Source organism: Staphylococcus sp. HMSC070D05 (assembly GCF_001815595.1).
GTDB classification, from domain to species: Bacteria; Bacillota; Bacilli; order Staphylococcales; family Staphylococcaceae; genus Staphylococcus; species Staphylococcus hominis.
In genome coordinates, this window is the sequence record NZ_KV821093.1 from 1 (window position 1) to 14,133 (window position 14,133).

The 14,133-nt window shown below is 30.2% G+C and carries 19 protein-coding genes; 17 read left to right on the forward strand and 2 right to left on the reverse strand.

Annotation, left to right across the window (positions count from 1 at the left end):
• Positions 1–67: 67 nt before the first annotated feature.
• A complete protein-coding gene (locus tag HMPREF3046_RS01620) occupies positions 68–469 on the reverse strand; it encodes a ribonuclease HI family protein (protein ID WP_070715893.1) in 402 nt (133 codons plus the stop codon).
• 99 nt (positions 470–568) lie between these two features.
• The gene (locus HMPREF3046_RS01625) at positions 569–1,273 is read right to left on the reverse strand and encodes a queuosine precursor transporter (protein WP_070715894.1); all 705 of its coding nucleotides are present in this window, start codon (positions 1,271–1,273) and stop codon (positions 569–571) included.
• Positions 1,274–1,471: 198 nt separating this feature from the next.
• Here HMPREF3046_RS01625 and HMPREF3046_RS10930 point away from each other — a divergent pair, with 198 nt between their 5' ends.
• The 17 genes from HMPREF3046_RS10930 to HMPREF3046_RS01705 all read left to right on the forward strand — a co-directional run bounded on the left by HMPREF3046_RS10930 (position 1,472) and on the right by HMPREF3046_RS01705 (position 14,088).
• Complete coding sequence (locus HMPREF3046_RS10930; RefSeq protein WP_002449911.1) at positions 1,472–1,666, forward strand: zinc-finger domain-containing protein; 195 nt, start codon at positions 1,472–1,474, stop codon at positions 1,664–1,666.
• A 10-nt stretch (positions 1,667–1,676) separates the two neighbouring features.
• Complete coding sequence (locus HMPREF3046_RS01630; RefSeq protein ID WP_070715895.1) at positions 1,677–1,925, forward strand: NifU N-terminal domain-containing protein; 249 nt, start codon at positions 1,677–1,679, stop codon at positions 1,923–1,925.
• Between the two features lie 17 nt (positions 1,926–1,942).
• Positions 1,943–3,058 carry a conserved virulence factor C family protein gene (locus HMPREF3046_RS01635; protein ID WP_070715897.1) on the forward strand — a complete coding sequence of 372 codons (1,116 nt, stop codon included), beginning with the start codon at positions 1,943–1,945 and terminating at the stop codon, positions 3,056–3,058.
• A 13-nt stretch (positions 3,059–3,071) separates the two neighbouring features.
• Entirely contained in the window at positions 3,072–3,506 is a 435-nt protein-coding gene (gene brxA, locus HMPREF3046_RS01640) for a bacilliredoxin BrxA (protein WP_070715899.1), read from the forward strand.
• A 195-nt stretch (positions 3,507–3,701) separates the two neighbouring features.
• Positions 3,702–4,658 carry a thymidylate synthase gene (locus tag HMPREF3046_RS01645; protein WP_070715900.1) on the forward strand — a complete coding sequence of 319 codons (957 nt, stop codon included), beginning with the start codon at positions 3,702–3,704 and terminating at the stop codon, positions 4,656–4,658.
• Positions 4,659–4,699: 41 nt separating this feature from the next.
• Positions 4,700–5,176 carry a dihydrofolate reductase gene (locus tag HMPREF3046_RS01650; RefSeq protein ID WP_070715902.1) on the forward strand — a complete coding sequence of 159 codons (477 nt, stop codon included), beginning with the start codon at positions 4,700–4,702 and terminating at the stop codon, positions 5,174–5,176.
• A gap of 21 nt (positions 5,177–5,197) precedes the next feature.
• Positions 5,198–6,043 (forward strand): DegV family protein, encoded by an 846-nt coding sequence (locus HMPREF3046_RS01655; protein WP_070715906.1) that lies wholly within the window; start codon positions 5,198–5,200, stop codon positions 6,041–6,043.
• Positions 6,044–6,144: 101 nt separating this feature from the next.
• Positions 6,145–6,672 (forward strand): peptide-methionine (S)-S-oxide reductase MsrA, encoded by a 528-nt coding sequence (gene msrA, locus HMPREF3046_RS01660; protein ID WP_070715908.1) that lies wholly within the window; start codon positions 6,145–6,147, stop codon positions 6,670–6,672.
• Positions 6,665–7,093 (forward strand): peptide-methionine (R)-S-oxide reductase MsrB, encoded by a 429-nt coding sequence (gene msrB, locus HMPREF3046_RS01665; protein ID WP_002449905.1) that lies wholly within the window; start codon positions 6,665–6,667, stop codon positions 7,091–7,093. Before msrA ends, msrB begins: the two co-directional genes overlap by 8 nt.
• A gap of 12 nt (positions 7,094–7,105) precedes the next feature.
• Positions 7,106–7,606: a PTS sugar transporter subunit IIA gene (locus HMPREF3046_RS01670; RefSeq protein ID WP_070715910.1), complete on the forward strand. Its 501-nt coding sequence runs from the start codon at positions 7,106–7,108 to the stop codon at positions 7,604–7,606.
• Complete coding sequence (locus HMPREF3046_RS01675) at positions 7,606–7,827, forward strand: YozE family protein (RefSeq protein WP_019835251.1); 222 nt, start codon at positions 7,606–7,608, stop codon at positions 7,825–7,827. Before HMPREF3046_RS01670 ends, HMPREF3046_RS01675 begins: the two co-directional genes overlap by 1 nt.
• Before the next feature lie 200 nt (positions 7,828–8,027).
• The gene (locus HMPREF3046_RS01680) at positions 8,028–9,497 is read left to right on the forward strand and encodes a S41 family peptidase (RefSeq protein ID WP_070715912.1); all 1,470 of its coding nucleotides are present in this window, start codon (positions 8,028–8,030) and stop codon (positions 9,495–9,497) included.
• Between the two features lie 17 nt (positions 9,498–9,514).
• Positions 9,515–10,018: a GNAT family N-acetyltransferase gene (locus tag HMPREF3046_RS01685; protein ID WP_070715915.1), complete on the forward strand. Its 504-nt coding sequence runs from the start codon at positions 9,515–9,517 to the stop codon at positions 10,016–10,018.
• Between the two features lie 18 nt (positions 10,019–10,036).
• Positions 10,037–11,104 (forward strand): undecaprenyldiphospho-muramoylpentapeptide beta-N-acetylglucosaminyltransferase, encoded by a 1,068-nt coding sequence (locus HMPREF3046_RS01690; protein WP_070715917.1) that lies wholly within the window; start codon positions 10,037–10,039, stop codon positions 11,102–11,104.
• A 17-nt stretch (positions 11,105–11,121) separates the two neighbouring features.
• Positions 11,122–11,745 carry a phosphatase PAP2 family protein gene (locus HMPREF3046_RS01695; protein WP_070715920.1) on the forward strand — a complete coding sequence of 208 codons (624 nt, stop codon included), beginning with the start codon at positions 11,122–11,124 and terminating at the stop codon, positions 11,743–11,745.
• Positions 11,746–12,070: 325 nt separating this feature from the next.
• Complete coding sequence (locus HMPREF3046_RS01700; protein WP_070715922.1) at positions 12,071–12,730, forward strand: response regulator transcription factor; 660 nt, start codon at positions 12,071–12,073, stop codon at positions 12,728–12,730.
• Between the two features lie 50 nt (positions 12,731–12,780).
• Positions 12,781–14,088: a HAMP domain-containing sensor histidine kinase gene (locus HMPREF3046_RS01705; protein WP_371093787.1), complete on the forward strand. Its 1,308-nt coding sequence runs from the start codon at positions 12,781–12,783 to the stop codon at positions 14,086–14,088.
• Positions 14,089–14,133 lie beyond the last annotated feature (45 nt).

Here is a 14,133-nt window from a genome sequence, read left to right on the forward strand (position 1 = left end):
TATTAAGTTCCCATTTTAAGGGTTCAGTGCCAATTCAACATACATTCTTTTATCTTCCTTTTTTACATTATTGTTTATTCTTAATTAATTTGTATAGAGCTTGTTGTGCTAATTGATTTGCTTCTTTATTTTTATCTCTTGGAACCCATTTTATAAATAGTAAATCAAAACTTGCTTCTAAAATCTCCATATTTTCAAAAAATGGTTTAAAACGTGCATTTTTTACATAACCTTGATTCACGCTATCTTCTATCAATTTAGAATCTGTATGCAATAAAGCATTTGAAACATTTAATTCACGAGCATGCTCTAACGCATGAATGAATGCAGACCATTCAGCACTATGGTTATCCAAATCTCCTAAATCATGTGTATAAGTATATTTAATATCATTTTCTTTAATTACTATCCCACACGTACTACGTCCTGGATTGCCGCTCGTCGCAGCATCAAAAAATATTTTAGCCATTAAAAACACCTCTAATTTAAGCATTAATTAAACACTATTTCTCTATTTAAAAATAGCATATTGCTTAGTAAACCTAAACAATATGCATGTATGATTGTTTTAATAACCTTCGTCTAATTTTTGAATGTTTCCTTTTCGATAGAATGACTTCGCAATATAACCAAATGGAACGTTGAAAATCGTTGAGACTAATTTTAAAACATACGTAGTAATAAAGATTTCAAATACAACCCCTGCAGGCAATGTACCAATAAATGCGATAGTTACAAATAATGCAGTATCAATAATTGAACTTAATGCCGTACTTCCATAAGCTCTAATAATAAATGTTTTATCTGATTGGAAAACTTTTTTTATCATTGAAAAGATGAACACATCTACATGTTGCCCTATGATATAAGCAATAATTGAACCTAAAGCAATTCTCGGCACTAAATCAAAAATCGTAGATAATGCTTTTTGAGATATATCTTCTGGTGCAGGTATAAAATGTAATGACATTTGCATTACAATTATCATAACAAGAGTTGATGAGAAGCCTAACCATACAGCACGTTTAGCAACTTTTCGTCCATAAATATCATTTAAAATATCTGTAGCTAGATAGATAGAAGCAAACATTACATTACCTAGAGTTGCTGAGATTCCAAAAATATCAACCGTTTTGATGACTTGGATATTAGCAATAATTGTACCGATAGCTACCCAAGCGATAAGACCTTGTTTACCAAAACAACGATACATTAAAACCATTAAAATAAATGTTACAAAAAAAGTAGCAATGCCAAAAAATTCATTATACATCATTTATCCTCCTAAATTTTGATAATGCGGGTGTTTAGAAACCGCTAAGCAACTCTAATATTTTATAGTAAAAGTAATTCAAATTCAATACTCATTAATCAATTCATATTATAAATAATAAAAAATAAAATCGATTATTTTAAAATGATTATCATATAAGTTATAATAACTCCATATCTATAAAATTAAGCATAAGGAGTGAAAGTTATACTTACACATTCCGAACAAAACGCAATAGAAAAAATTGATGAATTAATGAATACTTATTGTGATAAATGTTTACTGAAAACACACATTAGAAAAACCGAAGGAAAAACACAAGCACATCATTTTTGTATTTCTGAATGTTCAATAGGTAAACAAATTAAGCAATTAGGCAATGAACTTCAATAGGAGGAATTTTATGCATATAAAGTCAATTGAAGACACACCAAATTATAATACGATTAAAATTAATTTAAGTGAAAAACGTAAAGATAATCAATCGAATACGTATACATCTGCTCAAGATGGTCAACCTGATTTTATTAATCGATTATTTGATATCGAAGGAGTAAAGTCAGTTTTTTATGTCATGGATTTTATTTCAGTAGATAAAGAGGAATATGCCAATTGGGATGTTCTTGTACCTAAAATTGAAGACACATTTTAATTTTAGGAGGAATAGTAGTGGAAATATTAAAAATTGAACCCACACCAAGCCCAAATACAATGAAAATCGTTTTAAGTGAAAAGCGTGCTGATAATCAGTCGAACACATATACAGAAATCAAAACATCTCAACCTGATTTTATTAATGACTTATTACAAATTAAAGATGTTAAATCTATATTTCATGTAATCGACTTTCTAGCTATTGATAAGTATCCGAAAGCAAATTGGGAAGAGGTATTACCTCAAATTACTGCATCACTTCAAAAAGAGGAAACGATTAGTCAATCATCTCAGCTTGATGAACACTATGGCGAAGTGAAAGCAGAGATACTCACTTTTAAAAATATCCCATACCAAATTAAATTAACAAATGCTCATGAAGAAGTACGTAAACAACTACCTGATATCTTTGTTAATAGTATGCTTAAAGCACAAGAAGATGATGATAATGTGATCTTTCTTAGAAAATGGAAAGCGCTTGGTTTACGTTATGGAGAACTTCCCTTAGTTATGGAAGAAGTTTATGAAGAAATTATTGCATTATATCCAAAAAGTCGATTGGAACAATTAGTCGTTCAAGCTTTATCTACACAAGCGAAAAGTATATCTCATTTTTATCAACATGTTTCATACGAGGAGTACTTGAATGAATCAGACTGGAAAGTACGTCTCAGAATGTTAACAGAATTTCCAACACCAACACTTGAAGATATTCCACTCTTAGAGCAAGCCTTAAATGAAAATAAGTTACCATTAAGACGTCAAGCGATTGTTTTATTTGGTATGATTAAAAGTAAAGAAATATTGCCATATTTGTATAAAGGATTAAATGATAAGAATCCCGCTATTCGACGTACAGCTGGAGACTGTATCAGTGATTTAGGTTATAAAGAAGCTTTGCCAGAAATGGAAAAAGCACTTGATGATCCACAAAAAATTGTTCGTTGGAGAGCTGCAATGTTTTTATTTGAAGAAGGTGGCAAAGCGCAACTAGCATCTCTAAGAGCGCATGCAAACGACGATGCTTATGAAGTAAAACTTCAAGTGGAAATGGCAATTTCTAGAATTGAAAATGACGATGAAGCATTAGGTTCCGTATGGAAACAAATTGCTAATCGTAATAAACATTAAAGGAGTTTTTTATATGAATCCGTATGAACAATATATGCATGAACTAGCACAACAAATGCGTTCTGAATTAACTAATAATGGTTTTACAAGTTTAGAATCAAGTGAAGATGTATCAAACTATATGAATAATGTTAAAGATGACGAAACAACATTTGTTGTTATTAATTCTACATGCGGTTGTGCTGCTGGTTTAGCAAGACCTGCCGCTGTAGCAGTTGTTGATCAAAATGATAAAAAGCCAACACATAAAGTCACAGTGTTCGCAGGACAAGATAAAGAAGCAACGCAAACAATGCGCGATTATATCCAACAAGTACCTTCAAGCCCTTCGTATGCTTTATTTAAAGGTACAGAATTAAAACATTTTATTCCGCGTGAACATATTGAAGGTAGAGATATTCAAGATATTTGTATGGATATTAAAGATGCTTTCGATGAAAATTGTTAATATGATTAGATTCATTTAATCTATCTTAATATGCATCTCCAATAATAAATGATCAAACTGAGATCATTTATTATTGGAGATTTTTAAATATAAAAATGTTTTGAAATAATATATACTCAATAATATAATTCATTCAATATCTTTCTATTTTCTAGTATAATGATAATTAATATAAAATTTAGGAGAGATGTACATATGCTCAATCTTTTTGATTCGGCGTATCACGCTTTATGCAATGACATTTTAGAAATTGGTAATCAACGTGATGATAGAACACATACAGGTACCATTTCTAAATTCGGACATCAAATCCGCTTCGATTTAACGAAGGGATTCCCCTTACTCACTACAAAAAAAATATCTTTCAAACTTATTGCTACTGAGTTATTGTGGTTTATAAAAGGAGATACTAATATTCAGTATTTATTAAAATATAATAATAATATTTGGAATGAATGGGCTTTTGAAAAGTATATTCAATCTGAAGATTATCATGGTCCAGATATGACAAATTTTGGACATCGTTCTCAAGAAGATGAAAATTTCAATAAAATGTATCAACAGGAAATGAAAAAATTTAAAGAGAAAGTGTTGAATGATGATACTTTTGCTAAAAAATATGGTGATTTAGGAAATGTTTATGGAAAACAATGGCGTGATTGGGTAGATCAATATGGTAATCATTTCGATCAGCTTAAAACAGTTATTCAGCAAATTAAGACAAATCCTAATTCGAGAAGACACATTGTTTCAGCATGGAATCCGACTGAAATTGATAGTATGGCATTACCACCATGTCATACAATGTTTCAGTTCTACGTACAAGATGGCAAATTAAGTTGTCAACTTTATCAACGTAGTGCAGATATTTTCCTAGGTGTACCTTTTAATATTGCAAGTTATGCATTACTTACGCATTTAATTGCTAAAGAATGTAATTTAGAAGTTGGAGAATTCATTCATACTTTTGGAGATGCACATATTTATTCTAATCACATAGAAGCAATTAAGACTCAACTTTCTAGAGAAAGTTTTGCACCTCCTACATTAAAAATAAACTCTGAACAATCAATCTTTGATATTAATTATGAAGATTTAGAACTTGTAGATTATCAATCTCATCCAGCAATTAAAGCGCCCATTGCTGTGTAATCTATCTTTAATTAAAAATAAACTAAAAGGGGATATGATAAATGACCTTATCAATTTTAGTGGCACATGATCAACAACGTGTCATTGGTTATAAAAATGCTCTACCATGGCATATTCCAAATGATTTAAAACATGTAAAACAACTCTCAACTGGCCATACACTTGTAATGGGTAGAAAAACATTTGAATCTATTGGCAAACCATTACCAAATAGAAAAAATGTAGTTTTAACTCGTGATAACAATTTTAAACCTGACGGCGTTGAAGTGATTCACACAATAGATGATATCTACAACTTAGAGGGTCATGTTTTTATTTTCGGTGGCCAAACATTATTTGACGTAATGATTGATAAAGTTGACGATATGTATATCACTGTAGTAGACGGAAAACATCAAGGTGATACATTTTTCCCTCCCTACACATTTGAAGATTGGACGGTTGCATCTTCTGAAGAGGGTCAACTTGATGAAAAAAATACTATTCCACATACTTTTTTACATTTAGTACGAAAATAAAATAAACTAAGAGGAGAAATTATGACTAAACAAGTAATCGTTACAGACTCTACCTCAGATTTATCAGCTGAATATTTAAATCAACATAACATACATGTTGTTCCATTAAATTTAACCATTGATAAAGAATCATTTGTAGATCAAGTAGATATCTCATCTGAGGAGTACATTAAACGTATTGAAGAAAACGCTGACGTCAAAACGAGTCAGCCATCAATTGGTAAATTTATTGAATTATATGAACAACTTGATAATGACAATGACGATGTAGAAATCTTTAGTATTCATATGTCTTCAGGATTAAGTGGAACATATCAGACTGCTTTACAAGCGAGCAATATGGTTGAAGCAAAAGTAAATGTGATTGATTCAAAATCAATTTCATTTGGATTAGCATACCAAATTCAACGTTTAGTAGAACTTGTAAATACTAATCTTTCAAGTATAGAAATTATTAAACATATTTCAGACTTGCAGAAAAATATTAAACTATTTGTTGTTATTGGCCAACTCAATCAATTAATTAAAGGTGGACGCATCAGTAAAACAAAAGGTTTAATCGGAAATATAATGAAAATAAAACCGATAGGAACACTTAGAGAGGGATATTTAGAAATCGTACATAATTCTCGTACTCAAAATTCTAGTATACAATATCTAAAAAAAGAAATTGCTAAATTTATTGAAAATCATACTATCCAATCGATTGGTATTGCACATGCAAATACGATTGAATTCGTTGAAAAAATAAAAAATCAATTTAATGAAGCATTTGGACAACAAAGCTATGATGTTAATGTAACGACACCAGTCATTTCTACACACACTGGTCAAGGCGCTATCGGTCTTGTCGTAGTTAGAGGATAATAGTTAATAATAGGTGACTTAAGTTATTGACCTCTGAGTTAATTACTTTAATTTAATATCATTATATCGTAAATTTAAAGAAAGATAGAGGAGGTAATATAATGGCATATGCAACTTTAGCAGGAGGATGTTTCTGGTGTATGGTTAAACCTTTTACATCTTACCCAGGTATTGAAGATGTCGTATCAGGTTATAGCGGCGGAAATATAGAAAATCCAACGTATGAACAAGTATGTTCAAATCAAACGGGTCATAGAGAAGCAGTTCAAATTACTTATAATCCAGATATTACGTCATTTGAAAATATTTTAGATGTTTACTTTAAAATATTTGACCCGACAGATAATAAAGGGCAATTTTTTGATAGAGGCGAAAGCTATGAACCAGCAATATTTTATCACGATGAACAACAAAAAAAGGCTGCCGAATTAAAAATCCAACAACTAAATGAAGAAGGTATTTTTAAAAAACCAATCATCACACCCGTTCTTCCTTACAAAAACTTTTATCCAGCAGAAGATTACCATCAAGACTATTATAAAAAAAATCCTATGCATTATGAGCAATATCAACGCGGTTCTGGTAGAAAAGCATTTATAGAATCACATTGGGGGTCTCAAAATGATTAAAAAAGATAAAAGCGAATTAAATGATATGGAGTATCTCGTTACTCAAGAAAATGGTACAGAGCCTCCTTTTCAAAATGAATATTGGAATCATTTTGATAAAGGTATATACGTAGATAAAATTTCTGGTAAGCCTTTATTTACTTCTGAAGAGAAATTTGAATCTGATTGCGGTTGGCCAAGTTTCTCAAAAGCATTAGATGATGATGAAATTGTTGAACTCGTAGATAAATCATTTGGTATGATTCGAACTGAAGTTAGATCAGAAGATGCTAACAGTCATTTAGGTCACGTATTTAATGATGGCCCAAAAGAAAGTGGCGGATTGCGTTATTGTATTAATTCTGCAGCCATTCAATTTATTCCATACGAAAAATTAGAAGAATTAGGATATGGCGATTTGATTCAACATTTTAATAAATAGGAGCGATGAATAATGTTTAAAAAATTATTTGGTAAAGATAAAAAAGTCAATAAAGAAACTCAACTATATGCACCATTAACAGGTGACTATGTCAAAATTGAAGATATACCAGATCCTGTATTTGCCCAAAAAATGATGGGTGAAGGTTTCGGTATTAATCCTACTGAAGGTGAAGTAGTTTCTCCAGTTGCTGGAAAAGTTGACAATGTTTTTCCAACAAAACATGCAATTGGTTTAAAAACTAAAAATGGTCTTGAAATTTTAGTACACATTGGTTTAGATACGGTGCAGTTAGATGGTGAAGGATTTAATGTACTTGTTAGCAGTGGTGATACAGTACAAGTAGGCGACCCTCTACTCAAATTCGATTTAGAATTTATTAGAAATAATGCCAAATCAGTTATTTCACCTATTATTATTACAAATTCTGATCAAACAGAATCTATTTCACTCGATGATGTTAAAGCTGTTATTAAAGGTGAAACTAAAGTTGTCGATGTGACAATGAGCTAATGAAAGATCATTCATTTTATCAATTTGCCTTAACAGCTAGAGGACGTAAAGATGATAAAGGTGAATTAGCCGAAGACATTTTCAATGACTTATCGTTTCCAAAACATGAAAGTGACTTCAACATATTATCAGACTATATCGAAATGCAAAGTGACATTACGTTACCTATGTCCGTATTTGATGATTTATATGAAGAATATACAGAATGGTTAAAATTCTAATTTAAATTCGTTTTATGTCTAAATATGATATGGAGTGGCATATAAATCTTAATTTTAGATTTATATGCCACTCTTTTTATTTTTATCTAATTAAGAAATACAATTTCTTATAATTTGCGTTTGCTCAAAAATAAAGACATACTAGGTATGTCTTTATAAAAAATGATAAGAGACAAGATGTAATTAGAGGAAGTGATTTTATGAATAATCATTCTGAGGAGCACCATGACGGACAATCAGATGAAAAAAGACATGCATCTACTAAAAAAAAGATGCATTTGAAAATATGGCAATTTATCTTAATTTTATTAAGTGTTATTATCATTACAACGATTATAGCTGTATTTACGACGATAGGAATCAATCATAAGTTAAGTGGTTTAACTAAAGAAGAGCGTCAAGAAATGAAAAAAATAGAATTTGCATATAAAACGTTAAATACAGACTATTACAAAAAACAAAACTCAAGTAAACTTTCTGAAGCTGCGATTAATGGTATGGTAAGAGAATTAAAAGACCCATATTCTGAATACATGACAAAGTCTGAAACAAGGAGTTTTAATGAAGATGTATCTGGAGATTTTGTAGGTATTGGTGCAGAAATGCAAAAGAAAAATAAAGATATTATGATTACAAGTCCTATGAAAGGTTCTCCTGCTGAAAAGGCTGGCCTTCAACCTAAAGATATTGTCACAAAAGTGAATGGCAAATCAGTGGTAGGTAAACCTTTAGATCAAGTAGTTAAAGTAGTAAGAGGTAAAGAAGGCACAAATGTTAAGTTAACTATTAAACGCGGTTCCGAAGAAAAAGATATTAATATTAAACGTGATAAAATTCATGTTAAAAGTGTGGAATATAAGAAAAAAGGTAACATAGGTGTGTTTACGATTACTAAATTCCAACAAAATACTGCGGGTGAATTAAAATCTGTAATTATAAAAGCTCATGATGCTGGTATTCGAAATATCATCTTAGACTTGCGTAATAATCCAGGTGGATTATTAGATGAAGCAGTTAAAATGGCTAATATTTTTATTGATAAAGGTCACACTGTTGTTCAACTTGAAAAAGGCAATGATAAAGAAGCAATTAAAACTTCAAATGATGCTTTAAAAGATGTTAAAGATATGAAAGTAAGTATTTTAGTAAATGAAGGTTCCGCAAGTGCGTCAGAGGTCTTTACAGGAGCAATGAAAGATCACCATAAAGCTAAAGTGTATGGTTCAAAAACATTTGGTAAAGGAATCGTTCAAACCACACGAGAACTTAAAGATGGCTCATTATTAAAATATACACAAATGAAATGGTTAACACCTGATGATTATTATATTCATGGAAAAGGTATTAGACCAGATGTTACAATTGATTCTCCTAAGTATCAATCATTAAGTGTTATTCCGTCTGATAAAACATATTCTGTTGGCGATAATAATAAAAATGTTAAATCAATAAAAATTGGTTTAGATGCTTTAGGTTATTATAACGGAGATGAATCAAACCAATTTGATAATCAATTAGCTAATGCTATTAAAATATTCCAATCAGATCATCAACTATCTGAAACGGGAAAATTTGATACCAAAACAAATGAAAAATTCACTCAATTATTAGTTGAAAAATCAAATAATGAAGACACGGTCTTAGACAAATTATTAAAATTAATAAAATAGAAGGGAGTATCTATTATATGATTAGACTAGGTAAACATGAAGATATTCATCAAATCGAATCATTAGTGTCAGAAGCAAAAAATTTAATGAAATCATTTGGGAATAATCAGTGGGACGATAAGTACCCAGCTACTGAACATTTTAAGAAAGATATTGATACTAAGACATTATATGTTTTAGAAGAAAATAACACTATTTATGGATTTATTGTTGTCGACCAACAACAATCAGAGTGGTATGATGATTTAGAATGGCCAGTTGATAGAAATAACGCTTATGTTATTCATAGATTAGTTGGTTCTAAAGATTATAAAGGTGCAGCAACTCAATTATTTGATTTTGCAGTTAAATTAGCAGAAGAACATCATATCCATGTGATTCTGACAGATACTTTTGCATTAAATAAACCCGCTCAAGGTTTATTCGAGAAATTTGGTTTCCAAAAAGTAGGAGAAACAGAAATTGACTATCATCCATTCAATAGAGGCGCACCATTCTATGCATATTATAAAAACATATAAGAATAGAGGTTAATAATCATGTCTAAAATTGCGTTTACCGGAGGCGGCACAGTAGGCCATGTGTCTGTGAACTTAAGTTTAATTCCAACTGCATTAGAAAAAGGACATCAAGTTTTTTATATTGGCTCTAAAAGTGGAATTGAACGAGAAATGATTGAATCACAAATTTCGAATATTAAATATTATCCCATTTCAAGTGGTAAATTACGTCGTTATGTATCTTTTGAAAATGCAAAAGATGTTTTTAAAGTATTAAAAGGTATCTTAGATGCCCGTCGCGTTCTAAAAAAGGAAAAGCCTGATTTATTATTTTCTAAGGGGGGATTTGTTTCTGTTCCTGTTGTTATAGCAGCACGTTCATTGAATATTCCTACCATTATTCATGAATCAGATTTAACTCCTGGTTTAGCAAATAAAATATCTTTAAAATTTTCAAAAAAAATATATACAACATTTGAAGATACGCTTAAATATCTACCTAAAGATAAAGCTGATTTTGTAGGAGCAACAATTAGAGAAGATCTAAAAGAAGGTAATCAACAAAAAGGTTATGAAATAACAGGGTTTGATTCAGATAAAAAAATATTACTTGTTATGGGTGGTAGCCTAGGTAGTAAAAAATTAAATGATATTATTAGAGAGAATCTCGAAGCTTTACTACATGATTATCAAATTATTCATTTAACAGGGCATGGGTTAGTAGATGAGTCTTATAAACAAAAAGGATATATCCAATATGAATTTGTTAAAGAAGAATTAACGCATTTATTATCGATTACAGACACAGTCGTAAGTCGTGCAGGTTCTAATGCTATCTATGAATTCTTGACTTTAAGAATCCCAATGTTGCTAATACCACTAGGACTTGATCAATCTAGAGGAGATCAAATTGACAATGCTAAATATTTTGAATCCAAAGGATATGGAAAAATGATTCCAGAAGATCAACTTACACAATTCAAATTACTCGAACAACTAAAACAAATTGAGTCTCATCGTAATGATATTACTCATCAAATGGAATCTTATAAAGAAAGTTACACTAGAGAAGACTTATTTAATAAAATCTTGAACGACGCGCTTTAATATAGGAGGACCAATTGATGAATAGAACGAAACGCATTACATTGCTTATTATTTTTACATTAATCTTTGGCATCATTGCATTTTTCCATGAATCACGTTTAGGCAAATGGATTGATAATGAAGTATATGAATTTATTTATGCATCGGAGAGTTTTATTACTACATCTATTTTATTAGGTGCAACAAAAATTGGAGAAGTATGGGCAATGGTTAGTTTGTCATTAATGCTTGTTGCTTATTTAATGCTTAAACGTTACAAAATTGAAGCTTTATTTGTTGTTATCACAATGTCACTATCAGGTATATTAAATCCCTTACTAAAAAATATTTTTGATCGCGAACGTCCAACATTACTACGTTTAATTGATATTTCTGGATTTAGTTTTCCTAGTGGACATGCAATGGGTTCGACTTCATTTTTTGGAAGTGCAATGTATATTGCTCGACGTAGCGCATCAGGAAGTACAAAAGGTGTCATTATTGGACTATGTGCGGCACTTATTTTACTCATTTCTATTTCAAGAGTTTATTTAGGCGTACATTATCCAACTGATATTATTGCAGGAATCATTGGAGGCGCTTTTTGTATCGTTCTTTCAACTTTAGTATTAAAAGGATTACATGAGCCTACAACCCTATAAATAATAAATAAGTGCGCCAAATAAGGCGCACTTATTTATTATTTATATATCGTTTTAAAACGAACGTTTATTAGTATCTACGGACATATAAATTAAGGGGGGAATGGCTTGAAAATGATTATAACTCTAAGTATTTTGAATTATGGGGAAAACTTAGATTTAATTGACAATCATTTTCAATTAATATTATAACTTATTGATAATGATTGTCAATTAAAATTTTACCTTTTATTTTATTCATTCTAGTAACAAATAATTTTTATGATAAAATATTGGTTATGTTATGCGAAGTCATACGTTTATTAAAAAAGAGGTGTCTAAAAAAATGACTAATATTTTAATCGTAGAAGATGAACAAAATTTAGCCAGATTTCTTGAATTAGAATTAACTCATGATGGTTATAAAGTAGACATCGAATATGATGGGGAACCTGGTTTAAAAAAAGCATTAAATAACGATTTTGATTTGATTATTTTAGATTTAATGTTACCAAATATAAATGGTCTAGAAATTTGTCGGCGTGTACGCCAAGTGAAATCAACACCAATTATTATCATCACTGCTAAAAGTGATACTTACGATAAAGTGACTGGATTAGATTATGGCGCAGATGACTATATAGTAAAGCCCTTTGAAATTGAGGAGCTTTTTGCAAGAATTCGTGCTGTATTACGTCGTCAGCCTCATAAAGATATTATCGATATCAATGGTATCAGAATAGATATTGATGCATTTAAAGTAACTGTTGATGGTAAACAATTAGATTTAACTAAAACTGAATATGATTTATTGTATCTATTAGCAACGAATCGCAATCACGTATTACAACGTGAACAAATTTTAAATCATGTATGGGGATACAATAGTGAAGTAGAAACAAATGTGGTCGATGTATACATCAGATATTTAAGAAATAAATTGAAACCTTTCAACAAAGAAAAAGTCATTGAAACTGTTCGTGGTGTAGGATATGTGATTCGATAATGAAAAACCATACATTACAATATAAATGGATGACTATCACTACATTGATTATGTTCACGACAATTATTTTATTTTGTCTTATTATTATATTCTTCTTAAAAGATACTTTAAGAGAAGGAGAAGTGGATGAAGCAGAACATAGTTTAAGTGATATTGTCAATTTAATTCAAACGCGTCCGATTAATAATATATCGATCTTAGATTTAAGTGCTTCATTAGAAAATTATGAAGAAGTCATTATTTACAATCATACAGGCCAAAGAATAATGAAATCATCTAATGAAAGCACAATTCAGTTTATACCTAACAATAATTTACAAAAAACCGATCGAATTCAGGTCATGCGAAATAATGGAAAAGAATATTTAGTTATTACTGAACCACTTCATAGTCCAAACTTTAAAGGTTATAGCGTACTTATTCATTCTCTTGAGCATTATAACAACTTAGTAAAATCACTTTATATTATTGCTGTTGTTTTCGGTCTACTTGCTACAGTGATTACTGCATGTATTAGCTATTTCATTTCTAAAAACATTACAAAACCGCTAGTAACAATGTCTAATAAAATGAATCAAATACGACGCGATGGTTTTCAAAATAAATTAGAACTTGATACAAGTTATGAAGAAACAGACAATTTCATAGAAACGTTCAACGAAATGATGTATCAAATTGAAGCCTCTTTTAATCAACAACGACAATTTGTTGAAGATGCTTCTCATGAGTTAAGAACACCACTTCAAATCATTCAAGGCCATTTAAATTTAATTAAACGTTGGGGTAAGAAAGATCCTGCCATTTTAGAAGAGTCTTTAAATATTTCACTAGAAGAAATGAATCGAATTACAAAGCTAGTAGAAGAATTATTATTATTAACCAAAGATAAAGTAAATATGCAATCTTTAGAAAAAGAGGATGTTGATATCAATGAAGAAATTCAATCACGAATTAAGGCACTTCAACAATTGCATCCAGATTATCTATTTGAGATTGAATTAGAACAAAAACCTTTAGTTTTGCAAATTAATCGTCATCAATTTGAGCAATTAATCTTAATTTTTATAGACAATGCTATGAAATATGATAAAGAGAGAAAGTATATTTGTATTAAAACACAATTGCGTAATAAACAAATAAGTATTGAAATTACCGATCATGGCTTAGGCATACCAAAAGAAGATCAAGAATTTATTTTCGATCGTTTCTATAGAGTAGATAAATCTAGAGCAAGAAGCCAAGGGGGTAATGGTTTAGGGCTTTCAATTGCCGAAAAGATCGTAAGTCACTATGGAGGTTACATTTCTGTAGATAGTGAGCTTAATAAATTCACAACATTTAAAATCAATTTTAAATAAAAACACAGATGATAATGGCACTGAACCCTTAAAATGGGAACTTAA